This is a genomic window from Lutimonas halocynthiae, assembly GCF_030409835.1.
In the GTDB taxonomy this organism is placed as follows: Bacteria; Bacteroidota; Bacteroidia; order Flavobacteriales; family Flavobacteriaceae; genus Lutimonas; species Lutimonas halocynthiae.
Map to the genome: position 1 here is coordinate 64,155 of NZ_JAUFQO010000005.1, position 24,458 is coordinate 88,612.

At 34.2% G+C, this 24,458-nt stretch carries 24 protein-coding genes; 21 read left to right on the forward strand and 3 right to left on the reverse strand.

Going from position 1 to position 24,458, the window contains the following annotated elements:
• Positions 1 to 91: 91 nt before the first annotated feature.
• Positions 92 to 787, reverse strand: coding sequence for a LytR/AlgR family response regulator transcription factor (locus tag QWY87_RS10905; RefSeq protein WP_290291096.1), 696 nt, complete (start codon positions 785 to 787; stop codon positions 92 to 94).
• Positions 784 to 1,605: a sensor histidine kinase gene (locus QWY87_RS10910; protein ID WP_290291098.1), complete on the reverse strand. Its 822-nt coding sequence runs from the start codon at positions 1,603 to 1,605 to the stop codon at positions 784 to 786. The genes QWY87_RS10905 and QWY87_RS10910 overlap by 4 nt, the downstream gene beginning before the upstream one ends.
• 209 nt (positions 1,606 to 1,814) lie before the next feature.
• On the opposite strand from QWY87_RS10910, the gene QWY87_RS10915 reads away from it, so the two are divergent.
• From QWY87_RS10915 to QWY87_RS10970, 12 genes are all read left to right on the forward strand, one after another.
• Entirely contained in the window at positions 1,815 to 2,987 is a 1,173-nt protein-coding gene (locus tag QWY87_RS10915) for a metallophosphoesterase (RefSeq protein ID WP_290291100.1), read from the forward strand.
• 15 nt (positions 2,988 to 3,002) lie between these two features.
• Positions 3,003 to 3,683: a CPBP family intramembrane glutamic endopeptidase gene (locus QWY87_RS10920; protein ID WP_290291102.1), complete on the forward strand. Its 681-nt coding sequence runs from the start codon at positions 3,003 to 3,005 to the stop codon at positions 3,681 to 3,683.
• A gap of 423 nt (positions 3,684 to 4,106) precedes the next feature.
• Positions 4,107 to 5,636, forward strand: a complete 1,530-nt coding sequence (locus tag QWY87_RS10925; RefSeq protein ID WP_290291104.1) for a prolyl oligopeptidase family serine peptidase — start codon at positions 4,107 to 4,109, stop codon at positions 5,634 to 5,636.
• A 59-nt stretch (positions 5,637 to 5,695) separates the two neighbouring features.
• Complete coding sequence (locus QWY87_RS10930) at positions 5,696 to 6,427, forward strand: DUF3667 domain-containing protein (RefSeq protein WP_290291105.1); 732 nt, start codon at positions 5,696 to 5,698, stop codon at positions 6,425 to 6,427.
• A gap of 51 nt (positions 6,428 to 6,478) precedes the next feature.
• Positions 6,479 to 8,134 carry an N-acyl-D-amino-acid deacylase family protein gene (locus tag QWY87_RS10935; RefSeq protein ID WP_290291107.1) on the forward strand — a complete coding sequence of 552 codons (1,656 nt, stop codon included), beginning with the start codon at positions 6,479 to 6,481 and terminating at the stop codon, positions 8,132 to 8,134.
• A 233-nt stretch (positions 8,135 to 8,367) separates the two neighbouring features.
• Complete coding sequence (locus tag QWY87_RS10940; RefSeq protein WP_290291109.1) at positions 8,368 to 9,138, forward strand: SDR family NAD(P)-dependent oxidoreductase; 771 nt, start codon at positions 8,368 to 8,370, stop codon at positions 9,136 to 9,138.
• Positions 9,139 to 9,505: 367 nt separating this feature from the next.
• Complete coding sequence (locus QWY87_RS10945; protein WP_290291111.1) at positions 9,506 to 10,081, forward strand: Crp/Fnr family transcriptional regulator; 576 nt, start codon at positions 9,506 to 9,508, stop codon at positions 10,079 to 10,081.
• A gap of 84 nt (positions 10,082 to 10,165) precedes the next feature.
• A complete protein-coding gene (locus QWY87_RS10950; RefSeq protein ID WP_290291113.1) occupies positions 10,166 to 11,149 on the forward strand; it encodes an NADP-dependent oxidoreductase in 984 nt (327 codons plus the stop codon).
• A gap of 63 nt (positions 11,150 to 11,212) precedes the next feature.
• The gene (gene hchA, locus QWY87_RS10955; protein WP_290291115.1) at positions 11,213 to 12,067 is read left to right on the forward strand and encodes a glyoxalase III HchA; all 855 of its coding nucleotides are present in this window, start codon (positions 11,213 to 11,215) and stop codon (positions 12,065 to 12,067) included.
• Between the two features lie 521 nt (positions 12,068 to 12,588).
• Positions 12,589 to 13,173, forward strand: coding sequence for a DUF2268 domain-containing putative Zn-dependent protease (locus QWY87_RS10960; RefSeq protein WP_290291117.1), 585 nt, complete (start codon positions 12,589 to 12,591; stop codon positions 13,171 to 13,173).
• Positions 13,174 to 13,257: 84 nt separating this feature from the next.
• Positions 13,258 to 14,688: a sulfatase family protein gene (locus QWY87_RS10965; RefSeq protein ID WP_290291118.1), complete on the forward strand. Its 1,431-nt coding sequence runs from the start codon at positions 13,258 to 13,260 to the stop codon at positions 14,686 to 14,688.
• 71 nt (positions 14,689 to 14,759) lie between these two features.
• On the forward strand, positions 14,760 to 15,617 hold the full coding sequence (locus tag QWY87_RS10970; protein WP_290291120.1) for an alpha/beta hydrolase: 858 nt from the start codon (positions 14,760 to 14,762) through the stop codon (positions 15,615 to 15,617).
• A gap of 37 nt (positions 15,618 to 15,654) precedes the next feature.
• Here the strand turns inward: QWY87_RS10970 and QWY87_RS10975 are convergent, their stop codons facing one another.
• On the reverse strand, positions 15,655 to 16,074 hold the full coding sequence (locus QWY87_RS10975) for a VOC family protein (protein WP_290291121.1): 420 nt from the start codon (positions 16,072 to 16,074) through the stop codon (positions 15,655 to 15,657).
• 331 nt (positions 16,075 to 16,405) lie between these two features.
• On the opposite strand from QWY87_RS10975, the gene QWY87_RS10980 reads away from it, so the two are divergent.
• The 9 genes from QWY87_RS10980 to QWY87_RS11020 all read left to right on the forward strand — a co-directional run bounded on the left by QWY87_RS10980 (position 16,406) and on the right by QWY87_RS11020 (position 24,318).
• Entirely contained in the window at positions 16,406 to 16,591 is a 186-nt protein-coding gene (locus QWY87_RS10980) for a hypothetical protein (RefSeq protein ID WP_290291122.1), read from the forward strand.
• A gap of 243 nt (positions 16,592 to 16,834) precedes the next feature.
• Positions 16,835 to 18,151 (forward strand): hypothetical protein, encoded by a 1,317-nt coding sequence (locus QWY87_RS10985; protein WP_290291124.1) that lies wholly within the window; start codon positions 16,835 to 16,837, stop codon positions 18,149 to 18,151.
• Positions 18,152 to 18,314: 163 nt separating this feature from the next.
• Positions 18,315 to 18,845, forward strand: a complete 531-nt coding sequence (locus QWY87_RS10990) for a hypothetical protein (protein WP_290291126.1) — start codon at positions 18,315 to 18,317, stop codon at positions 18,843 to 18,845.
• An 83-nt stretch (positions 18,846 to 18,928) separates the two neighbouring features.
• Positions 18,929 to 19,252, forward strand: coding sequence for a DUF3817 domain-containing protein (locus QWY87_RS10995; RefSeq protein ID WP_290291127.1), 324 nt, complete (start codon positions 18,929 to 18,931; stop codon positions 19,250 to 19,252).
• A gap of 226 nt (positions 19,253 to 19,478) precedes the next feature.
• A complete protein-coding gene (locus tag QWY87_RS11000) occupies positions 19,479 to 19,841 on the forward strand; it encodes a bleomycin resistance protein (protein ID WP_290291128.1) in 363 nt (120 codons plus the stop codon).
• Positions 19,842 to 20,035: 194 nt separating this feature from the next.
• Positions 20,036 to 21,109 (forward strand): NADH:flavin oxidoreductase, encoded by a 1,074-nt coding sequence (locus QWY87_RS11005; protein ID WP_290291129.1) that lies wholly within the window; start codon positions 20,036 to 20,038, stop codon positions 21,107 to 21,109.
• Positions 21,110 to 21,163: 54 nt separating this feature from the next.
• Positions 21,164 to 21,688 (forward strand): GNAT family N-acetyltransferase, encoded by a 525-nt coding sequence (locus tag QWY87_RS11010; RefSeq protein ID WP_290291130.1) that lies wholly within the window; start codon positions 21,164 to 21,166, stop codon positions 21,686 to 21,688.
• 113 nt (positions 21,689 to 21,801) lie between these two features.
• Positions 21,802 to 22,620 carry a CDP-alcohol phosphatidyltransferase family protein gene (locus tag QWY87_RS11015; RefSeq protein ID WP_290291131.1) on the forward strand — a complete coding sequence of 273 codons (819 nt, stop codon included), beginning with the start codon at positions 21,802 to 21,804 and terminating at the stop codon, positions 22,618 to 22,620.
• Positions 22,621 to 22,668: 48 nt separating this feature from the next.
• A complete protein-coding gene (locus QWY87_RS11020) occupies positions 22,669 to 24,318 on the forward strand; it encodes a hypothetical protein (RefSeq protein ID WP_290291132.1) in 1,650 nt (549 codons plus the stop codon).
• The last annotated feature ends 140 nt before the right edge of the window (positions 24,319 to 24,458 follow it).

A 24,458-nucleotide genomic window follows, 5' to 3' on the forward strand; every position in this document is an offset into this window, starting at 1 on the left:
ATTGCGTCAGGTAGGCTGGTCAGAAAATTCTGCGTCTTTTTACACAATGCGCTTCATATGCAATGATTTAGCAATTATTAACCCAAGCACCCTACTTCAATAATTGAAGAATATTTGTTTTATATATTTTCCCAACAGGAACAATGTGGTCAGCAATTAATATTCTGTTTCCTTCAATACTTTTAATATGTTTGGGTGCAACAGCAAATGACTTATGAACTTGTAAAAAATCGTCTTTTGGCAACAACTCTAAAACGATTGATATTTTTTCTCGAATAGTAATTGTTTCAAGTGTTGTGATCACTTTAGTATAATTTCCTGACGCTTCAATAAATAAAATAGAATCAATTTCTACTTGGGTATATTTTTTATTGCTCCTTAGAAAAATACGCTTAGAGATTTTATTGCTTTGAGATGGAACGACATGTTTAGTGGCAGGTGAACTGAACGTTTTATTAATTGCTTTTAAAAAACGGTCAAAACCAAATGGTTTTAATAAATAGTCTGAAACATTAAGCTCATAGCCTTCAAGTGCATATTCCTGATAGGCAGTAGTCACAATTACTTTTGGTGGATTCTTTAATGTTTTTAAAAAATCGAAACCCTTTAATTTTGGCATATTCAAGTCTAAGAAAATCAGATCAACTTCATTTTTACTCAAATACTCAAATGCTTCTAAACCATCATAACAATTTTTCATTAACTGCATATTAGGCAACAAATCACAATAACCTTTTATAATATCATGGGCTATATATTCGTCATCAATAATTAAATATGTAATCATAGTTGCAGTGTTAATTGTGCTTTGTACACATTTTCTTTTGTAGAAAAAGTTAGACTATGTTTTTTTGGATAGACCAATTCTAATCTTCTTTTTAAATTTTTCAAGCCAATTCCATTGTCTCCTTTAGTTTGCTCCACGTCAAAATTATTTTCTGTTTCAAATAAAATCTTGTTGTCCGTTGCATTAATTTTAAAATAGGCATAAGCATCTTTGCTCAAGTTCTCCACACCATGTTTAAAGGCATTTTCTAATAGAATTATAAATAGCAAAGGCATTACTTTGTAATCATCTTCATCTTCAATTTCAACTTCAAACTTAATATCAATTTCTTTGTGATATCGCATTTTATGAAGCGTAATATAGTTGTTTAAATAATCAACTTCTGTTTTTAGTGACACGACCTCTTTTTCACCTTCATAAATGCTATATCGCATCAAATCTGAAAGCTTAAGAATTAATTCTTGTGCTTTTTTCGCGTCTGTCCCAACAAGGCCATATAAATTATTAAGTGTATTAAAAAAGAAATGCGGATTTACCTGACTTTTTAAATGAAGTAATTCTGTTTTTTCTCTTTCATTTTTTAACCTGAAAAAGGAAATTACTTGTTTTATAAACCATGAAAGGGCTAAAACAATTAAGAGAATATAGTATAACAGGATAAATATGATGAATAAGTCAGGATACCCTTCTAAAAAAACGACAGATTCTTTATCTGTTTTAATTAAGTCAAAAGCAGTTATTAGTATTGGAAGAAGTGCTATTGCTGCAGCAAAACTAATAATTACGTACCATTTCTTTTTATTTATGTTGAATGCCATTGGGCTAAATTAAGAGGATTGAACGTCATAACAAAAGAAGTTGACAAACAACCTAGTAAACGCATTCAAAGTAGTGCAAAGTGGGATGAAATCACTTGATACATCGATACTGTTTTTGCATCCCTTGTTAAGATGTGTTCGTCACTATTATTTTATGAAGGGCGAAGTTGATTTTAGTTTTGCTGGAAATTAATTCAAACATAACTGAAATGAAGAAAAGAATAGCAAGATATCTAAAGCATATTTTCGGAACGATCATAAGCTTGTTATTAGTGGGTGCCACGGTTGTAATATCGCTAAATGGGAGTTTTGAATATGGAGAAGATCCGCAAGCAATAAACCTGGAAAGAGAAGGCCCTTATGTGTTTTATGAAACGGATAGTACTTTAAATGTTAATTATATAAGAGGCAACAAGACAGATGGTTTTTATCTTGATAAAACCGAACATCATACAAATGATGAAATATTCGCGAACTGCTATTTTCCACTTGATGGTTCCGGCTTTGATTTCAACATACGATCGGATATAAAGAGTCCACAGTCAACTTATGATGATGAGGAGGTCATTTTAGCCATTTCGGATATTGAAAGTGGCTATAAAACATTTCGCGATTTTCTGATCGCCAATATGGTTATAGACCAAAATTTAGATTGGATTTTTGGTAAAGGACATCTTGTTTTGGTCGGTGATTTTGTTGATAGAGGCTTTTCAACAACTCAAGTTCTATGGTTTATCTATAAGCTAGAGCAAGAAGCTAATAAGCAAGGCGGACATGTGCATTTTATTATAGGAAATCATGAATTGTACAATATGCAAGGAAAATTCAAGTCCGCTTCCTATAAGTATTATGGCGTTGCATCGATACTAGGGAAACAACATCACGATCTATATAATAAGAATTCATTTATAGGAAAGTGGATGGCGTCTAAAAACACGCTGGAACTTATTAATGGATATCTTTTTACGCATGGCGGAATACATCCCGACATTGCAAATTATGACATTACAATCGAACAAGTCAACCAAATCAATAGAGACCATTATGATCAGTCTTACTTTCCTAAACCTAAAGAATCGGTTGCGCAATTAATTCTTTCTAACAAGAATGGAATTTGCTGGTACAGAGGTTATTTCAATGATGATTTATCTCAAGAAGAGGTGGAGAAAGGAATTGATCAATTTAATGCTAAAGCCGTTGTGGTTGGACATACCTTACAATGGTCAGTTAAGAAATTATACAAGGGAAAGGTATTTGCCATTGACGTAAAACATCCAAAAGATTACAATAAAAACTGGCCTAATAAAAAGTCAGAAGGTTTACTGATAAAAGAAGGTAAATACTACCGAATATCAGCTGATGGGAAAATGAAAAAATTATAACCAAATTGATAAAAAATGAAAACCAAAATATACAATTATTTAAACAAGCCCTATGCAGTGGTTTTGATAATGCTCATTGCACCAATATTTGGGCTTATTGATCGCAATTTCGTCTTTTTCTTTGGCCTTGGGGTTGCATTCCTAATTTTGCGAGGTAGCAAATTTAATTGGGCAAAATTCGGAATAGGGATGAAAATTACTTGGAAAACCGTTTTAAAGAGTTTAATAATATCGCTAGTCCTTTTTTTTGTTTTTGGCATTTTTATAGACCCTGTACTTGAGTCATTCCTGGGTGAATATGATTTGTCATCTATAGAAGATATCAGAGGAAATTTAGTTGGTTATATAGTTTTAATGCTCATCATGTGGTTGTTTGCAGCGTTTGGAGAAGAATTCCTGTTTCGTGGTTATTATATGAAAGCATTAGCTGAGTTATTAGGTAATAACAATAAGGCTTGGTTAGTCTCAGCAATTATTACGTCACTCTATTTTGGAGTATCTCATGTCTATCAAGGTCTCATTGGAGCAGTGTCTGCTTTTTTATGGTCTTTCATTATTTCATTGATCTTTATTAAAAATAGAAATAATTTGCTGCTACTTGTTTTGATTCATGGGATTTATGATTCAATAGGAATAACTTTGATATTTTTGAATATGGATCATGGAATTTCAGAATGGGTACAGCAATTATTTTAATAAGTATTATAGTTTCTTTCTTAAAAAACTGACCAAAAGGAGAACCGGAAGAACTACTGATTGAAGGAAATAAAAACTATAGCGTTTTTGTTAGCGGTAAGAAGAAAGAAATTGAACCAAGGCTCGGACTTACATATTGGTTGTACACACTTGATCTCAATGAGATAGAAGTAAGCCTGAAAATAACAAAGGGCTATGACCTGTCTGCCGCGGGTTAATAGCTTTGGTGTTGTTCATTTGGGAAATTCTCACGGAATTTTCTTTGCTAAGCTATTGTTTACTAAATTCGTTACTTGAGCAGGCAACTAGGCATAAACAAGAATGTTGCACTAATTGAAACGAGGACTTCAAAATTATCTAAAGCAAAACCAACTATGCGCAAGTACTCATGTTTCAGGCTACATAAACGATAACAATTATAAAATGAAGCGACTATCAGTATTAATATTTCTCATGTTTTTTCAAGTCAATCTAATTATTGGACAGACTTCATTAAACAAGATTGACTTGGAGAACGGAAAACATAAAGTTGGATTTCGTCATTATATTAGATCTGATAGTACTAGAACTTACAGTAGAATCTACGATTATACGAATCAAACGATTGCAAGACCAATTCCAGTAAGCATTTGGTATCCTTCAATTCAAGATACAAAAGGCAAGGAAAAGCTACACGTTTTAGATTATTTAGAAATCTTAAAAGAAGAAGAGGAATGGGAAAACCTTCCTAATGAACAAATATTGAATTGGTTCTATTATGCGAATACACCTGCAAATCAAAATCATTTGAAAGAGATAGCAAATGCCTATCCTAAAACAGAATTTGCCAAAGGTAAGTTCCCCGTCATTATTTACACACCCAGCTACCAGTCTTCTTCAATAGAGAACTTTGCGCTTTGTGAATATTTAGCAAGTCATGGATATATTGTTATAGCAAGCCCTAGTCGGGGTACAGAAACACGTTGGTTCAGCAATAACAATGCAAAAGAGATGGAGAATCAAGCTAGTGATGTAGCGTTTTTGATAAAGGAAGTTGGAAAATATGAGATGGCCAACTATGATAAAATTGCAGTTATGGGTTTCAGTTTTGGTGGATTGTCTAACATGATTGCCCAAAATAAGAATGAAAGAATAAAGGCGATTGTCAGTCTTGATGGTACAGAAAGATATCAATATGCGCTATTAAAAAAATCACCATTCTTCGATATAAACAAAATGGAGGTACCATACATTCATATGTCTCAAAAAGAAATACCTGATAATGTTCTCGAAGAAGACAATATAGAAGCTGAACTTAATACAAAATTTGATTTGTATGACAGTATCTCTTATAGCACAGTTTACAGATTGAAGTTCCATCACCTGACACATTCCTATTTTAGTACTTTAGGAATTCTATTCGGAGATAGAGATCAAAGACAAGATAAAAGTGATGCTGAAATAATGGAATCCTACAAATGGGTTTCCACTTATACTTTAAATTTTTTAAATGCCTTTCTAATAAATGACGTCAGCGCATTATGTTTTGTCGAAAATAACCCATCTGATAATGGAGTAAGAAATGGTTTGATAAGCCAAAGAACCAAACAAGCAGAAAGTGTAGCATTCTCTTTTCAAGATTTTAATGATGTAGCATCAAGCCAGAACTATCAGAACCTTTTTCAGTTATATGATTCGATTGTAAAAAAACATCCTTCATTTAAAATCCCTGAAGGCAATCTAAACACACTTGGTCTGCAACTTGTTTTTAACCCGAGTACTTCAGAACAAGGAATAAATGTCTTTTTGTTGGCAACAAAATTGTATCCAAACTCTGCAAATCTATTTGATAGTTTAGCGGAAGGGTATTTACATATTGGTAATAAAAGTAAAGCGATCGAAAATTTTGAAAAATCATTGGAATTGAATGCTCAAAATCAAAATGCGATTGACAGATTAAAACAATTAAAATAGGGTTTGTGATAGATCTAAAAATCAATACATTACTAGGACCAACCAACGAGAAATAAAAAATGGAAAAAGACATTGATTTTGAACAATGCAAAAGATGTGGAGCTGAATTGAGTGGTGATTTTTGCTCTAAATGCGGAAACCCCAAAACATTAAAAAGAATTAACGGAAGTTATATTTTATCGGAAATAATAAGTGTATTTAACTTTGATAAAGGGATTTTCTATACCATAAAAGAGCTACTTATAAGGCCTGGAGAAAACATTCACAAATTCATTCATAGCGATAGAAACAGACTTGTAAAACCTATCATTTTTGTTATAGTTTGTTCATTGATTTACACCATTGCTCAACAATTTTTGAAATTTGAAGATGGCTATGTTAATGCCGGTGGCTTTGGAGATTCAACGGTAACAGATATTTATGAGTGGATACAAAGAAACTATGGCTATGCAAATATTTTAATGTCAATTTTCATCACGCTTTGGATTAAACTTTTCTTTAGAAAACAAAATTATAATTTTTTTGAAATAATAATCTTATTATGTTTTGTAATGGGCATCGGAATGTTGATTTATACAACATTTGGAATCATAGAAAGTATTGCTAAGGTGAAAATATTACAAGTTGGTGGCATTATAGGGTTTATATATACTCCTTGGGCAATAGGACAGTTTTTTGATAAAAATAAAATATTGAATTATATAAAAGCATTAGCTGCCTATTTGCTAGGTATGATGACTTTTTATTTTCTAGCAACACTTTTGGGATTTGCAATTGACACGATTAAATAATACCAAGTAATTACTCGTAGCCGAAACAATTGGCTCAAATAAATTTAAACTATGAAAACATATTTTTTCTTAATTATTGGCCTTGCAATTCTGTTTTCGAGCAATCAAAACCTACCTGCTGAGTACTTGATTCAAAACGGAACTATTATTGATGGCCTTGGAAATCCAGCTATTAAAGGAGATGTATTGATTCGAAATGGTAAAATGGAATTGGTAAAGCCAGGAGATAAAGTTGACGCTTTAATAACTATCGATGCAACCGGATTGGTTGTTGCTCCCGGATTTCTTGATATTCACAATCATTCAGATTGGAGCATAAACAATCCTAAGAACAGATTAAATGAGACTTATATTAAACAAGGTGTCACAACCATAGTTGGAGGGCCTGATGGTTATCATTCTCCGAGTACTATACAACGGTTGATTAATGCTTTTAATAAAAATGGTATTGGTACAAATGCAGCTTTTTATGTTGGTCATAATGGGATTCGTAAAGAAGTGATGAAGAATGACCAGAAGCGCCCACCAACGGATGAAGAATTAGAAGAAATGAAGGCTTTAGTGAGAGAGGGAATGGAAATGGGAGCAGTTGGCTTATCAACAGGTCTAATGTACGAACCAGGAAGCTATAGTGATACTGAAGAGGTTATTGCATTAGCCAGGGAAGTTGCTCCATATAATGGCATTTACGATTCTCATGTTCGAAATCCAGTACACGCTTTTGTCAAATCACATAGAGAAGTCATAGAAATCTCTACTAAAGCAAATATTACAGGAAAATTAGGTCACCTCAAAGCGGTGGGTTTGCATAATGAAGGAGCCATCTCGGAAATAATAGAAATGGTAGAAGAGTATAGAGGGAAAGGTTATGAAATTGTTTCAGATCAATATCCCTATGATGGAGCTCAAACAGAAGTTTTGGAAGGCATTATTGTAATTCCTTCTGCAATGAAAGAAAGTCGAATCCTCGAGAATCTTTTGAACAATGGCAAACTAGATGATGCCAAAAGCTTATTGAAACCAGTTTTGAATGATAAGCTAATTAGATCTCAAATAAAGGAAACTAGCGAAAATGGAGAAAATGAAGGTTTCGCCTGGTTAAAGGCTACTGGCTACTCAAGCATGAGAATTACCAATAGTGAAGATTATCCTGAACTAGTTGGCAAGTATCTCTCAGAAATAGCGAAAGAAAGAAAAATGAGTGGTTTTGATTTGGTTTGTCAATTGATAATTAACGGTAAGGGACCAACAACAATAACTTTGGGAGGAATTAATGAGAATGATGTACAAGCTCTTTTATTGCAACCTTGGAATATGATTGTTAGTGATGGTAGGTATGTGAAGCATTCAACTGAATCTGGTGGTCATCCAAGAAGTACAGGCACATTTCCGAGAGTCTTAGGACATTATGCGCGTGATCTAAAATTACTTTCATTAGAAGAAGCAGTGCGCAAAATGACATCTTTACCAGCTGATGTAATTGGCTTCAAAAACAGAGGAAGAATTCAAAATGGATTACCCGCAGATATAACCATTTTTAATCCGGAGACAATTATTGATAATTCTACTTTCGAGCAGCCGAATTTATATGCAAGTGGCGTAGTACATGTCTTTGTAAATGGCATTCCAGTATTATTAAATGAAGAAATGACCGGGAATGCACCGGGTAAGTATTTGAATAGAAAAACGAATGCCGACAAAGAATAGAGGGTAATCCTACTTGTCGAACGTGTAGGAAAAAGATCGTTTTTACTAAAATTTATGCCAAATTACCGGTTCTGCGCAGGCAGACACGGATACAGCGAACTGCGAAGCAATATCTAGCTAATTTTGCTAAGGTTAGGTTTCCTTTTATTATTTTAGTTGCTCGAGACAAGCAACTACTGATAGCCGAGACATTAGTTAGCATTAAAGAACAATTCTATTTATCTAATAATAACATGAAAGACAATAGTAAATTAACAGGAAAAAACGTTCTCATCACTGCCGGCGCTCAAGGAATTGGAGAATCAATTACCAAACACTTTATTGATAGCGGAGCTAATGTTGCTATCCACTATTTTTCTAGCGCTGATATTGCAAACCAATTGACGGAATACGCAATTGGTAAAAAGCAAAAAGCGATTGCTGTAAGTGGTGATCTAACAAAGGAAGCCGATGCGAAGGCATTAGTCGAAAAAACATTGGAAGCATTTGGTGGATTGGACATACTGATCAACAATGCAGGCTCACTTGTTGCACGTAAAATGCTGGATGACATGGAGGCCGAGTTCTGGCATAAGGTAATGGACATCAATCTCACATCCATGATGTTTGTGACGCGAGCTGCAGCTCCTTATCTAGCGAAAAATGACAACAGCAGTATTGTTAATTTGGCATCACTTGCAGGTCGTAAAGGCGGGCACCCAGGCTCGCTAGCTTATTCTACTAGTAAAGGTGCTATTTTAACGTTTACACGAGCCCTCTCTGCCGAATTAGGCCCTCAGGGCACAAGAGTAAATGCTGTTGCTCCTGGTCTTATCCTTGGAACCTCATTTCACAATACCCATACAACAAAAGAATCAGCGGCTGCAACGACGGCTGGCATTCCGATCCAACGAGCTGGTAATGCAGATGACGTAGCACGAGCGGTTTTATATCTGGCTTCGGAATACGATGGATTTATTACTGGTGCTACGCTCGATATCAATGGTGGTGTGTACAATATGTAGTTCCTTTTTAGATAGAAGAAGAAAACAACTTTTAGCAAACTTGATTTCATTTATTGAAAGTTGAGAGGCTAGGTTTTGTAACAAGAAGAGATGACTTTTTTTTAAGTTTATTGTTTAATCCAAAATTCAGTAGATTTAAACTTACTGGGTTTCGTTAACAAAACGCGGTACATAATTAAATTTTTAACGATGAAGAATATTAAGTTCAAAGTGGTTCTTTTAGTAGCTATTTTAATTATCATAATACTGATTTGGATAGAGTTGGCAGTTGGCATATTTGGAACGCCCTTTGCTGGAAATTGATTAGTATAATGAATGATGTGCCGCCAATAACAAGGGCTGGAAGTAATTAAATTCAAATCATAAATTGGAAGAATTAATCAATAAAATAAAAAGCAGGTTAGCATTAAGTTCAGAAGCGGAAGAATTTCTTTATTCCATTTCAAAAGTAAAAACACTTCCCAAAGGAGAAGTCTTAATTCGCCAAGGGCAGGTTGTTAAGAGAACATTCTTTGTTACATCAGGCTGCTTAAGATCTTACTGTATTGATAAAAACGGAAGAGAACACACCTTACTATTTGCCATTAAAAACTGGTGGATTAGCGATTATATAGCTATTCACACTGATGAGCTCGCAACGCTAACTGTAGAATGTCTTACCGAATCGAACATTATTGAATTCAACGCCAAAGAACTGGATGGAATTCATGCCCGTTTCCCAGAATTCGAATCTTATCAAAGACATAATTTAGAACGTCACGTAGTGAGTTTACATAAGCGAATTTTGAATCAATTACAATTAAGTGCTCCAGAGCGGTATGATTTGTTTCTAAAACAATATCCAGACATAGAACAGTACACTCGAAATTATCACATTGCATCATACTTAGGAATCACCCAACAAAGCTTGAGCCGCATTAGAGTAGAAAAAGTAAAAAAATAGATTTCTTACCATAGGGTAATTTCTACTTGAAACCTTCGCCTTAATTTTGTATCAAATAATTCTAACAGCATAACAGATACAAATATGAAAGCTTTACAAATATTAAAATACGGTGAATTTAAAGACAGTTTAGCCTTCAACGAAGTAGCTAAACCAGTGGTGCAAGCCAAAGATGTACTTATTGAAGTTAAGGCTGCCGCGATTAACCCGATCGATAAAAGTATTATCCTGGGGAACTTACAAGGTTTGCTTCCTATTCCGTTGCCTAGCACTAGTGCTTACGATGTCAGTGGAGTTATAGTTGAAAAAGGAAATGAAGTAACCGATTTTGAAATTGGAGACTTGGTATATTCTCGAGTCCCACAAGAACAGATGGGGACAATTGCAGAATATGTTGCTGTAACCAGCGATGCAGTTTCAAAGAAACCCGGAAATATTTCTTTCCAAGAAGCGGCAAGTATTCCTTTGGCCGGGCTAACGGCTTTGCAATCCTTAGAGAATGCCGGGATAAAAGAAAACGACAGAGTTTTGATTCATGCAGGCTCTGGTGGTGTTGGTAGTTTCGCTATTCAGTATGCCAAAGCTAAAGGAGCTTATGTGTACACCACCACAAGTACTACTAACGTAAGTTGGGTTAAAGAACTTGGAGCAGACAGGGTAATTGATTACAAAACCGAAGATTATAAAACCATTGTAAAAGACGCGGATATCGTGTTTGACACACTTGGACAAAACTATACTGCTGAGGCCTTCGAAGTGGTTAAGAAAGGTGGAATAGTAGTTAGCGTTATAGGACCTTTAGATGAAGCGAGTGCAAAAATGTTTGGAATGGTCGATTACAGACTACCTGTAGAACTAACCAAGTTAGTGAAAGAGAAAGGAGCTGCTTACAAATATGTTTTTATGCACCCGAACGGTGCGCATTTAGGGGAGATTAAAGCGATGATTGAAGATGATAAAATCAAGCCAGTCATTGATAAAGTTTATCCATTCGCTAACAGTATTGAAGCGTTCTTGCACCTTGCATCGGGCAGGGCAAAAGGTAAAATTGTCATTGAGATAAGTTAAACTAACAAAATATCGAAACCGAGAAATACATTTCAATAGATAACATTTTAAAAAGATAATGATATGCTTAAAAAATTATTAGGAATTGCTCCAAAGTTAGAGTCAGACGGCTCTTATAGCCCCTCAAAATTAGCTTTAAAGTTGGGAACTGTTGCCACATCTGATTTTGAAAATATTTCATACACGAAATACCAGGGGGATAAATCGAAAATATTGGTGATTTTCACCGAACAAAAAAACATGCAGATGCAGAATGGCAAACTGTTTTCTACCGGAAACCATCCCATAGAAGCTTTAGTACCCATGCTGCATTTGAAAAATGCTGGTTTTGATTTCGAAATAGCCACTCCTACAGGAAAACCAGTGGTGTTTGAAATGTGGGCTTTTCCTGAAAAGGATGAATATGTAAGGGCTATTTATAATGAACATAAATCAAGTTTTGAAAATCCTAAAAAACTAACTGATTTTATTGAAAACTCATTCGGTGATACGGCGTCTTATGCAGCGGTTTTTGTGCCTGGAGGACACGGCTCTATGCTCGGAATACCTCAGGACGAAAATGTAGGAAAAATATTAAATTGGGCTCACCAAAACGATTTGTTTACGGTAAGCCTTTGTCATGGGCCAGGTTCATTTTTAGCAACAACGCTCAATAATCAGGATTTTCTATATAAAGGATATGACATGGCTGTGTTTCCTGATTCAGTTGACAAGCAGACTCCAATGATCGGTTACTTACCTGGTCATATGCCATGGGGCTTAAGTGAAAAACTGAAGAGTCTGGGAGCCAATATTGTAAACACAAAATCAGACAAAACTGTTTGTTTAGACAGAAAACTCATAACGGGTGCAAGCCCTTTAGCCTCTAACGAATTGGGCAAACTAGCGGCTGAAACCTTATTGAAAGAACTGAAATAAAAACAGCTTTCAACATTTTACAAAAGCATTAGCGGTTTGGGTTCTTACTCAAACCGCTTTTATTTTTGAAATAAGTATCTTGGTTTATGAAATAATGAAAACGTTTTCTAACAAAGTGTCAGCTATTTAAAACGGATTAGGCATGAGACGTTGTCATAAAAAAATATAAGTCATAGTCAAACCTTTTCCAGGCATCAAAAAAATGAATCTAAAAGAATATAAACTTTACTAGGGCTCATTTTCTTTTACTAACTTAGTTCTAGCCAATGCAATAAAACATACGAACTTATTGTGTTGAATTAAAGCGCAAAGAGCAACTGTTGTAACATTAAAACTTTTGTGTCGTCTTCATATTAAAAAATAAAATGAATATACTTAGAAGCCTTATTTTAGTTATCGCGGTAATATGTATTATTTCCTGCAATTCTAATACGAAGAAATCCCCAATAGCGAAAGTAGATGTTGTCTTTCAAGAAGACTCGCTCAAATTTACGGAATCACAAAAAATTTTCATCCGTGAAGTGATAAGCAATTCAGAAGAGGAGGTTCGCAATCTTTTACCGAATCTACCGGATAGTATAAAAGTTATTGTTGAAAATGTAGATTGGAATCTTGATATTGTGAATGGCGTAACGGGAAGAACAGAAACTAATCATCCGCCTCTGGTGCTAGTTCAAATATCAAATAATTATCAGGAAGGCGTAATTGATTCGGTATATCAAGGAATTAAAACCACAATTTTTCACGAATTCCATCATTTGTCACGTGGCTGGGCGATTCAAGACAACAAATTTAGTTATGGAATCCCTAATGCAATGGTTAATGAAGGTTTGGCAGTTGCGTTTACAGAAATATATACAGGAAACATAAATGATGTAAACTCCTACCCTAAAGAGGCTGATAGTTGGGTGAAAGAGATATTGGCACTTCCTCTGGATGCAGATTATGCTCAGTGGGTAATGGGTGAGCATCCTGATGGAAGAACATATATAGGATATCGAACCGGAAATTTTTTGGTGAGACAAGCAATGAAAAATTCAGGAAAAAGTATTTTAGAGTTAAGCAAACTGATGCCGAATGAAATAATTAAACTAGCTGGCTACTAATGCTGGCAAAAACTGCATACAACAGGGTATATAGCGCATTGAAAGGCACCAAATACCAAACGTTGTTCAGTACATGCAAATAATATGATTAAAAACACCGCACAACTTCTAGTATTATTAATTACTATCATCTCGTGTACAAATAAAAAATCTGAGTCTGTAAAAGATGAAAAGCCTAATGTAGTTATCATTTTTACCGATGATCAAGGTTATCAGGACATTGGCTGCTATGGTTCTCCTGATATAGAAACACCAAATTTGGACAAAATGGCTCAAGAAGGTATAAAACTTACTGATTTCTATGCAGCTCAAGCAGTTTGTTCAGCATCTAGAGCAGGACTTCTTACAGGCTGTTATCCAAATCGTTTAGGAATACATGGAGCATTTACGCCGAACAGTTATCAAGGCTTGAGTTTATCTGAGACTACCATTGCAGAAATGTTAAAAGAAATCAATTATAAAACTGGGATTTTCGGGAAATGGCATTTAGGAGATCACCCTGACTTCATGCCTAACAATCAGGGATTTGATGAATATTTCGGTATTCCTTATTCAAATGATATGTGGCCTTTACACCCTCAACAAGGACCCATATTTGATTTTGGTCCGCTTCCATTATTTGAAAATGAAAGAATTATTGATACCTTAACGAATCAATCTTCACTAACCACACAAATTACAGAAAGAAGTGTCGAATTTATTAAAAAAAACAAGAATGTTCCTTTTTTCTTATATATAGCGCATCCACAACCTCATGTCCCATTATATGTTTCAGATAAATTCAAGGGAAAATCAAATCGAGGGTTGTATGGTGATGTTATTATGGAGATTGATTGGTCTGTAGGGCAGGTATTAGCTGCATTAAAAGAAAATAATCTGGATGATAATACGATCGTTATTTTTACCTCAGATAATGGCCCTTGGCTAAGCTATGGTGATCATGCCGGAAGCGCATACCCTTTAAGAGAAGGAAAAGGAACTGCTTTAGAAGGAGGACAAAGAGAGCCTTGCATTATTAGATATCCTAAAAAAATTAAATCAAAAAGAGTTATAGATGTGCCAATGATGGCAATAGACATCCTTCCAACCATCGCCGAAATAACAGGTGCAAAGTTACCAGATAATAAAATTGATGGCAAAAGTGTATGGGATATTTGGACTGGTAATTCTAATCAATCCCCACATGAAGCATACTACTTTTATTATCATGTGAATGAACTACAGGGTATAAGATATGGTAAATGGAAGTTGTATTTCCCACACAGATACAGAACATTGAATGGACGAAAAGGAGGTGAAAATGGTCTTCCAGTTGAATATGAATACAATACAATTGACAAAATAGAACTTTATGATTTATCAAAAGACATTAGTGAAACAACAGATGTAGCTGCTGAAAACCCCGAAATTGTAGAGAAAATCCAATTACTTGGAAATAAAATAAGAGCTGAACTTGGCGATGAATTAACAAAAAAAGTTGGAAAAGGAACCAGATCAATAGGTGAAACCGAATAAAAACCGGTTTATAAAAATGAATAAACACCATAAAGCTGACTTTTATTCAAACCGTTAGATACAATTACAAAATGCAACAGATAAAGCAAATTAAAGTTGGGAATTTAGAATTTGACTGCATCGTAACAGGTGAAGAAAAAAATGAAGCGGTAATTTTTCTTCACGGATTTCCTGAAACCTCCTTCATGTGGTCAAAAATAATGGAAAAAATAGCTTCTCTCGGATTTTATTGTATTGCTCCAAATATGCGTGGCTATAGCAAGAATGCTTGTCCAAAAGGAGTGAAGAACTACACGATAGAGAATTTAAGTGCAGATATTCTAAATATTGCAGACGCAGTCAATGTTGATAAATTCCACCTTGTTGCCCACGATTGGGGAGCTGGAATTGGTTGGAATATTGTCTATAATAATCCAGACAGGATTATTAGCTGGACTGCTTTATCAATCCCTCATTCAAGAGCCTTTGGAAAAGCTATTAAAACTGATAAGGAACAAAAAAAGAAGAGTCGTTACATCGGCTGGTTTTTAATTCCAATTATTCCTGAAATCATGTTGCGGAAGAATGATTTTGAAAAATTCAGAAGATTATGGAAACATAGTTCACCTGAAGAATTGAAAAATTATCTTTCTGTTTTCAAAAGAAAACAATCCTTAACAGCTGCCTTAAATTATTACAGAGCAAATTTTGGAAAAGGAAAAAGGAAGCCCATTGGAAATGTTTCAACACCTACTTTATTCATTTGGGGAAAAAATGATTTAGCAGTTGGTGCAAAAGCAGCTGAATATAATCATAGGTATATGAAAGGAGATTATACTTTTCTGGAATTAAATGCAGGTCATTGGCTAATTCAAACAAATTATCTTGAAGTGGAAACAGCTATTGCAGAACACTTATCCAAATATAAATCTGTAGCTAACAAGGTATAAGAAAGAACTTCAATTATTAATACAGCGAAAATCAAATTTACTCGTATAAATACTTTTCACTTGGTTTCTCAGAAAGGTATTCTACTAGCTCCCACTCGAAATCTGCATTATCAAGAAAATACGCCCGTTTTCTATGTTTTTCTATTGGTGTATCAATACCTCTTCGGTAGCCATGATCAAGCAGTGTCTCTTCAATTTCTTGGAGCTTAGACACAACTAAAGCCATATGATTTATGCCATAATTCTTATAAGGTTGAAGCCGTTTCTTTGGATCTGCATCTAGGTGTGGTTCTTGCAAAGCAAAATAATAATCTTCATTTCCGATATGTGCCCAGCGATAACTATTTGATGGCTTTTCATCTTTTCGCACCTCAAAGTCAGGGGCTACGATTTTGAGAAAACTAATCGCGGCATCAATATCCGGTACGGTGATATTTGCATGTTCAATTCTTGTCATTATATGTTTGCTTTGTTGTATTTACCTAATATAAAGCAATTTACCCTATGAGCAAAAAATGAGCGTAATAAAAAAAATATAAACTCAATATCGTGTTGTCTTAATGGCTCAGTTTGCATTTGTTCGGAACAACTTACGTGTGTACCTATTGTTCGATCCATTTTTAGTAAGTTAGTTGTATGCATTGACAACTGTTCTATTAACTATACTTAAGGATAACAGGCTAAATTGTAGTAAAACATTTTTGCTTTGGTTTTGGTATGCTTACTTTTACAATAGAAGCAATTACAATTAGGATAGTAATAGACATAATAATTAAACCATAAAACTTATGAGCAATAAAAAAGGAAACTTGTTTCCATTCGTAATAATAGTAATCGTTTTAGGAATGGGTATTTATAAGGAATTCGACTTTGAAAATTTTAAATTCGAAAAACCAGCCTTGGCTATTGTATATATTTTAACCTTTCTAATGTCTGTTTTCTTTCTGGTTAAGAATTTTAAAGAAAATAAGTAAAGATAACCGTTTGCAAATTCAGGAGTGGGTTCAAATATTTCTTTAAAGGAAAGTATATAAATTCTACTCCTGCGATAACATATAAGTCATTGAATTTCATCACTCTATATTCGAGTTAATTAATTGTAATACCTTTCAAAAAAGGAACCAACTTTCTACTGTTGAGATGTCATTGTTTTCAACTAGTGCAATTAAAAAATAAAGTAGGTTTGGTAAATTAGAAGTACTAGTATAAAAAATCAAATGGAAAAGAACAAGAAAAATTCGTTCACTAAATGGTTGGAGATACTTCAACAAGAAAGCTGGCAACTTGAACTATTGATTTCTGGTTTTGCTATTTTTTTACTGGCTGAATCATATGATCCAGTGCGTAACCTGGATAATCAAATTAACCTATTGTTATCAGGAAGTGCTTATTATGCATTACTGTATATACCTTATCAAGTGATTTTGGGCGCGTGGTATGTTTTGATTATCAATCTTATACTACATGTTCTGTTACGTGGGCTGTGGATCAGCACTATAGGATTACGCTATGTGTCGGGTGATATTGATTTTAACAAGCTAAATATCAGTCCTAAATTTGACCGTTTTCTTAGAAGCAAGATTGTGAGTTTCGATTTATATATCCAGCAACTGGAAAAATTGTGCAGCGCTGTATTTGGTTTTACTTTTCTTATCATTTTTATTCTAATTTCGGGAGGTCTTTATGTTGTTGGAATCTTTATAATGGCAATGGCTATGGAAGGGATAAGCACGACATTTGGAGATCTGTGGGTCTTGGTAATCGTACCTTTTTTATTATTATATCTGCTTGGAGGTTTTATTTATTTCCTTGATTTTATTACCCTTGGTTGGATAAAAAGACAAAAAGGAATTGCGAGAGTCTATTATCCTATTTATCGCTTTTTTAGCGTTATTACTTTGTCTTTTATCTATCGTCCGATATATTATAATTTGTTGGACAATAAATACGGCCGTAATATTGTTTTATTTTTAATTCCTTACCTGATCGTTTTTACTTTAATTGCTTCATTAAACGTTAATACATATGCTTTTCTACCGAGAAATAGAACCTTACAATCGATAAGCAACGATTTTTATGATGATACGTCAGAAGGCAGGTCTTCTTATTCAGCAAGTATTTCTTCGAAGTTTATCAAAAACGGCTTTGTTCAGCTTTTCTTACCTTATGTGGCCCGTAATGATGATCAAGTTATTGAGGCTATTTGCCCTGACTTAAAACCAGCTAAAACAGGTATCTTTTTCTTTGGCAATAATGATCCGTTACGAGACAACATGAATGCAGATTTGGCTTTAGATTGCCACGCCCAACGATTTAAAATTTATGTTAATGATTCACTAATAAACGATCTTAAATATCGGTTCCATGAGCACCCTACTCGCAAAAATCTTGGATTACTGACTGTTCTGGATGTAGGATATCTGCCTCGCGGAGAACACGCAATTAAAATAAATGTAAAAGTCCTCGAAAGCAATAAGGGCAAAGACAGTTTGTTTTTTAGAGAATCAGTCATTATGCCTTTTTGGAAAGAATAACTGAGGCTAACAGCGTTTAAATAAAGGTCTAGATTGAAAAACCTACAGATTTTCCTCTGTTTTGTTTTCTTTTAGTATTTTCGCAGCTAAAGCCATACAACCAAACATGAACAAACCATTGTGGCCAACTAGATTAAAATGCTACTTAATAATTAAGAACATTATGGGATACAGAAAAACGCTTCTTCTAAGCATCATATTATCTTTATTTTTAATCAATAGTGATATCTACGGTCAAAGCAAGAGCAAAGAAGAATTAGGAAACTCACTCGTACAAAGTATTTTAAGCAATAACTTAGACAGTTATAAAGCTCTTTTGTTGCCTAAGAATGAAGTTTTGAAATTGAAGGAAAGTATTGATTTGGAAAATATTGATATAGAAGAGCGAGATTCATTAATGGCCCAATATGACAGTGCATATGATAATATGATTATCCCTCGATACGAAAAAAACTTTTGGGAAATTGTAAACCTGAATGAAGTCAATAAAATAGATTGGAGTAATTTGAATTTTATAATTTTATATAAGGATTCATCAAAAGAGGAGGAATATATTCCCTTTTTTATTCATACAAAATTGAGCAACTCAGATTATAATCACTTTTATTTCGGTGCAGTGAGATATAAAGGAGAGTGGTATTTAGAAGGAAAAATGGAAATCACGAAGGATGAGAAATATGCTCCCAATGATTGAATAGATAAAATAAAAAATCAATAAACTACCTGCAGCAACCGTTGCGAGCAATAGCTTCAATTCACAACACATACTCAAATAAAATGAAATTAAACACTGTTCTTGGTCAGTTACGTATTCTTGCTATATTAGAAGGAATCTCATATCTTTTATTACTCCCAACCGTAATACTTAAATACAAATTTGAGATGGGCCTGCCGAATAAGATCGTAGGAAGTATTCACGGTTTGTTGTTCATCTTATATAGTATTTGGGTGATCTATTATGCCGTGAAAAAGAAATGGCCACTCATAAAAACACTGATCTGTCTGGCAGCATCTTTATTGCCTTTTGCAACATTCGTGGTGGACCATAGAATTCTTAAAATTGAAGAGGAGAATGAATTAGTGGCTGCCCCGAGCAAATAGTTGATTTCTTTTTCTCGCTCTTGTATTTTATGCTGTTTTAATTATGATCATAGCGCTGCTTCCTCAGATGAGATGTTTATATATGAAGAAAAATTCTTTAGAAGAATAAGAACAGTTTGATACGTCAGCTATATTTTGTTGAAGACGAGAAGGCGTATATTCACAATATGAAAGCAAAATTAAACCTTTATCAAAAGAATCATTTTACAAAACTAAAAGTGGCATTATGCTAACAGACATCAATCCGAAATTACCAATGCGTGACAAAAAGGTTACGAGAGAATTTTACATAAAAAAGTTGGGTTTCAATCAATTAGGAAGTACCGACTATGATGGCTATTTGATGATAGAAAAAGATAGAATTCAAATTCATTTCTTTGAATATAAAGAGCTTGACCCTAAGGAAAACTACGGACAGGTTTATATTCGAACGGATAATATTGACGATTTTTACCAATCATTATTAGATAAGAAAACACGAATACACCCTAACGGACCACTTGAAATTAAATCTTGGGGACAAAAAGAATTTTCTATACTCGACCCGGATAATAATCTGTTGACATTTGGACAAAGTATTGCTGATTAAGTAGTTGTTGCAGGCTACTTTTCACGCAAGCTGTTTAAGCAATTTGATAAAGTGGACTACACTAAATAAATTGATGAAAAATAAATCAATTTGTTTTGTATTAAAACTTTTATCTATTAGTCCAAAAATCCTTATTTTCAAATCATTAAAAATCACATCTTAAATTTCCAATTAAACCTTTTTAATATTTAACGATGACCAATGCAAATTCAAAAATAACTTTCGATTGTGGGGCGATGATGAAAAACAGGTTTATGTTGGCTCCATTAACGAATCAACAGAGCCATGACAACGGTCAACTTTCTAATGATGAACTAAAATGGCTCACTATGAGAGCAGAGGGCGGGTTTGGTTTGGTAATGACTTGTGCCTCTCATGTTCAGGAAATTGGAAAGGGATTCGCTGGTCAATTAGGTATTTTTAGTGATCGCTTAATTGATGGGCATATAAAATTAACAAACAATATTAAAGATCAGGGAAGTTTGGCGGTTATTCAGTTACACCATGCAGGAATGCGCAGTCCGTCTGAATTGATAAATGAAAAGCCAGTTTGCCCTTCTGATAATGAGAAAACCAATGCACGTGGTCTTACCTTAGAAGAAGTTGTGCAGCTTAGAGAAGATTTTATTACAGCAGCTATTCGCGCGAAAAAATGTGGTTATAATGGTGTTGAAGTTCATGGTGCTCACGGTTATATTTTAACTCAATTTTTAAGCTCAGAAATAAATAAAAGAACAGATCATTATGGAGGTTCATTAGTAAACAGGTCTCGACTGCTATTTGAAATAGTTGATGGAATTAGAGAAAAATGTGGTGAGGAATTTTTACTTGGAGTTCGATTGTCTCCCGAAAGATTTGGAATGGATATTGAAGAGGTGAGATCGGTTTGTCAGCGCTTAATTAATGCAGGAAATATTGACTTTTTGGACATATCCTTATGGGATAGCTTTAAAATTCCGAACGAAGAGAAATATCAAAATATGACTTTATTAGAACACTTTAGTAATCTAGATTTTAAAAAGGTGAAGTGGACCGTTGCCGGAAAAATAAGTAACGCTGTTGATGTGCAAAATATCTTGGATGCTGGAGTAGATTTTGTGTCAATCGGAACTTCAGCAATATTACACCACGATTTTCCAAAACTGGTTATAGAAAATCCTGATTTTAGTCCAATTGCAATTCCGGTTTCAGAAGCGCATCTTAAAAAAGAAGGCTTAGGAAAAAACTTTGTAGCGTATTTAAAAAGATGGCCGGAATTTGTAAAATAACAGTTTCACAAAACATTGTTAACTGAATTTTGCTATTTTTTATTAAATTTTAGAATGGATTATATTAGGATAAAAAATACTTTAGACAAGTATTTTACTGAAGCATGGGACTTATATGAAAACGCATTTCCTCTTGAGGAGAGGAGGTTAATAGATGCTCAGGTAAATGTATTTAAGAATTCAAACTATCATTTTGATGTCATAATTGAAGACGGAAAATTTATTGGTTTTTTATTATGGTGGGAGTTTGATAAATTGATATTTATAGAATATTTTGCCACAGCTGAAAGCATAAGAAACAAGGGCTTTGGAAAACTTATTATAGAAGATTTTTTAATAAGAAGTCAGAAGCCAATCATACTAGAAGTAGAGCTGCCAGATTCAAGTATAAGAAAGCGCAGGATTGAATTTTACAAGAGATTGGGTTTTTATTTAAATCCGCATTTTTATGAAATTCAACCTGTACATGAAGGTTTTTCGGCTTTAGAATTCCTAATCATGTCTTTTCCCTATGCTATTTCTGAAAGGGATGTCAGAAATTTTGTTGAAAAATGTCATCCTATCATTTTTAAAGATTAAATGATATTTCGACATAATTACTTTCCATTCGCAATTCATAGATTATGAATTAATTGTACCTTTGTAGCATTCTAATTAGGTATATTCCGCTTTACGATTTACTATTATATTACATGTCCAAATTACCAAAAGAGCATAAATTTGTTGATCTTTCGGATTATGGAAGACCAATAGCTAAGGTTATTGCGAACTCACTTAAGAATACTTCTTTCACTCCTGTTCACGTTACAATTGGATTTATAATATCTGGCCTCGTTGCTATTTATTTTATTGTTCATGGTCATTATTGGCTGGCTGCATTCTTTTTGATTTTTAAGTCTATTTTAGACGCTGCAGATGGTGAATTGGCTCGTGTAAAACAAAAACCATCTTATACTGGGCGTTATTTAGATTCTGTAGCAGACATTTTATTAAATGCTTCAATTTTTATTTCCATATGGTATATTACCGATACAAGTATTTGGATATGCCTTTTAGCATTCTTCGGCTTGCAACTACAAGGCACCCTTTACAATTACTACTATGTTATTTTAAGAAATAAATTTGATGGCGATACGACTAGTCGTGTGTTCGAAGACAAAACACCAATTGCCTTAGAAGGAGAAAAACAAAAGCATGTGAATATCCTTTTTGGGTTGTATAAACTGTTTTATGGCCCTTTTGACAAGATCATTTATGCCCTTGATAGGAATGCAGATAAAGGCCAAGTAATGCCAAATTGGTTGATGACATGTGTTTCTACCTTTGGTCTGGGTTTCCAATTGCTCATTATTGCAGTGATGCTTGTATTAGGCTTAAAAGCCTTTATTCTACCTTTCTTTTTAGTTTATACAGTCATGGTTTTTGTTTTTATTGGTATTAGAAAGTTTTTCTATCAAGAACTTAAAGAGGATGGTCCTAAACAAACCACAACACTCTATAAACGGAATTAAAACGACTGCTTATACCCAACCCTAATGTACCACCCTAAAAAAAAGTATATGAAACGAAATTTAGCATTAACAATCATTCTATTTCACGTTTTAGTTTTCTTCGGATATTCACAATCGAAAACGAAAATAGAACTAAAAGACAATTGGTATCATCTTAATGGACAAAAGTTCTTCATTAAAGCAATCGGATATGAAATAGGCGCTCGTCCTGGACAACATCCTTATGAAGATGCAAAGAAAGATGACCTTGAATTAATGAAATTTGATCTGGAAAACATTAAAAAAGGTGGTTACAATACTATTAGAACCTGGAGTCAGTATTCTGAAGCTCAATTGAAACTTGTTCAGGAATCGGGTTTAAAACTTATCATGGGTATTGACATTAAACCTGACGAAGATTATGGAGACCCTCAGTTTATAAAAGAAAGCGAGATAGAGCTGAAAAGAGTTTTGAATTATGCAAAAAAATATGATTGTATTATTACTTATCTGGTTATCAATGAACCTCAAACCGATCATATCCATAGTGTTACAGGTAAGGCGTTTGTTGATCTGATGGAAACTCTGATAAATATAATCCATGACGGGCACCCTGGAATTCCGGTAACGCTTTCAGCCAATGCTATGATTAGCGATTATATGGATGAAAGTATATTTGACGTGTATGCTTACAATTGTTATGACCATAACGAGGGTCAGACTGCTACCATGGGTTTTAAAGATTATATCAAGGGCTTGAGTGAATTAAACGGACTGGACAAACCTTTTATAACTACTGAATTTGGGTATTCAGTTTCACCTAGTGGCGGAAATGGCCGCTATGGTTCAAATACGCTTAAACAACAAAGCGACGGGCTTATCTCGAATTACCGAGACCTTATTGATGCCGGCGCCGTAGGTATGTGCCCGTTTTATTATGCCGATGGCTGGTGGAAAGGTGGCGAAAAAAGTGATCATAGTTTAGAGCAACCAGAGGAATGGTTTGGTTTCTGGGGCTATAGTGATTTGAACGACAAATACGGTTCTCCTCGTCCGGTTTGGTTTGCAATGCGAGATTATATGAAAGGGTTGATTATAAGCCCAAAAAACAAATCGATGCACACCAATACGATACTACCTATAGAGCTATATAATGATAAGGATGTAAAAAAAGTTGTTGTAAGATATCGTGATAAAATTATCTATTCAAAAAATATAACAAAGGAAGGATATTTTGCCGACCAATTGACAATTGACCCGGTTGGCATAGAAGATATGGAACTTGCTTTCGAATTTTACGATAAAGATGATCAAATCATTAAAAACGAATCTATCAATATACTGGCCTCAAAAACAGCTTTCGAATTACCTGTATTAACCATTGAAGTGACGCCTGGAAAAGATTTAAATGAAGGAAAAATAGCGAAGATCAAAACTAAAATAGAGACCAATGAAAATTTTAAATTGGTTGGAGATTTGAAAGTAAGTTATAACACACACCTTGGCTGGGCAATAGGACCACATGCATCAGTTTCTATTATTGACCAACTGGATAAAAAGACTATTACTTCTGAAAATTCCTTTGACATCCCTGATAATTGTTGGATAGTTAATGCTTCTGCAGGAATTTCAGTTCAGTATGGTAAGTTTATTTTTAAAATTCACGACCAGAAAATAGTTTATAGAGGTGATTGGGCAAAAGAAGTTGGTCGGAAATAAGGCGGTACAGTGAAAGGAGCGTAGTTCATTGCTCCTAAATTTTATATCGGAAATTCCTTACACTATTACTATCTTGGATTCTTAAATTGTGAAATCTCACGGATTTTCTCACAACTGAACCTTACAAACGCGCTGTATAC

Bases quoted from the DNA above. Each gene is read 5' to 3' on its own strand.
- QWY87_RS10905 (WP_290291096.1), bottom strand. From the start codon at position 787: ATGATTACATATTTAATTATTGATGACGAATATATAGCCCATGATATT.
- QWY87_RS10910 (WP_290291098.1), bottom strand. From the start codon at position 1,605: ATGGCATTCAACATAAATAAAAAGAAATGGTACGTAATTATTAGTTTT.
- QWY87_RS10915 (WP_290291100.1), top strand. From the start codon at position 1,815: ATGAAGAAAAGAATAGCAAGATATCTAAAGCATATTTTCGGAACGATC.
- QWY87_RS10920 (WP_290291102.1), top strand. From the start codon at position 3,003: ATGAAAACCAAAATATACAATTATTTAAACAAGCCCTATGCAGTGGTT.
- QWY87_RS10925 (WP_290291104.1), top strand. From the start codon at position 4,107: ATGAAGCGACTATCAGTATTAATATTTCTCATGTTTTTTCAAGTCAAT.
- QWY87_RS10930 (WP_290291105.1), top strand. From the start codon at position 5,696: ATGGAAAAAGACATTGATTTTGAACAATGCAAAAGATGTGGAGCTGAA.
- QWY87_RS10935 (WP_290291107.1), top strand. From the start codon at position 6,479: ATGAAAACATATTTTTTCTTAATTATTGGCCTTGCAATTCTGTTTTCG.
- QWY87_RS10940 (WP_290291109.1), top strand. From the start codon at position 8,368: ATGAAAGACAATAGTAAATTAACAGGAAAAAACGTTCTCATCACTGCC.
- QWY87_RS10950 (WP_290291113.1), top strand. From the start codon at position 10,166: ATGAAAGCTTTACAAATATTAAAATACGGTGAATTTAAAGACAGTTTA.
- hchA (WP_290291115.1), top strand. From the start codon at position 11,213: ATGCTTAAAAAATTATTAGGAATTGCTCCAAAGTTAGAGTCAGACGGC.
- QWY87_RS10965 (WP_290291118.1), top strand. From the start codon at position 13,258: ATGATTAAAAACACCGCACAACTTCTAGTATTATTAATTACTATCATC.
- QWY87_RS10970 (WP_290291120.1), top strand. From the start codon at position 14,760: ATGCAACAGATAAAGCAAATTAAAGTTGGGAATTTAGAATTTGACTGC.
- QWY87_RS10975 (WP_290291121.1), bottom strand. From the start codon at position 16,074: ATGACAAGAATTGAACATGCAAATATCACCGTACCGGATATTGATGCC.
- QWY87_RS10980 (WP_290291122.1), top strand. From the start codon at position 16,406: ATGAGCAATAAAAAAGGAAACTTGTTTCCATTCGTAATAATAGTAATC.
- QWY87_RS10985 (WP_290291124.1), top strand. From the start codon at position 16,835: ATGGAAAAGAACAAGAAAAATTCGTTCACTAAATGGTTGGAGATACTT.
- QWY87_RS10990 (WP_290291126.1), top strand. From the start codon at position 18,315: ATGGGATACAGAAAAACGCTTCTTCTAAGCATCATATTATCTTTATTT.
- QWY87_RS10995 (WP_290291127.1), top strand. From the start codon at position 18,929: ATGAAATTAAACACTGTTCTTGGTCAGTTACGTATTCTTGCTATATTA.
- QWY87_RS11000 (WP_290291128.1), top strand. From the start codon at position 19,479: ATGCTAACAGACATCAATCCGAAATTACCAATGCGTGACAAAAAGGTT.
- QWY87_RS11005 (WP_290291129.1), top strand. From the start codon at position 20,036: ATGACCAATGCAAATTCAAAAATAACTTTCGATTGTGGGGCGATGATG.
- QWY87_RS11010 (WP_290291130.1), top strand. From the start codon at position 21,164: ATGGATTATATTAGGATAAAAAATACTTTAGACAAGTATTTTACTGAA.
- QWY87_RS11015 (WP_290291131.1), top strand. From the start codon at position 21,802: ATGTCCAAATTACCAAAAGAGCATAAATTTGTTGATCTTTCGGATTAT.
- QWY87_RS11020 (WP_290291132.1), top strand. From the start codon at position 22,669: ATGAAACGAAATTTAGCATTAACAATCATTCTATTTCACGTTTTAGTT.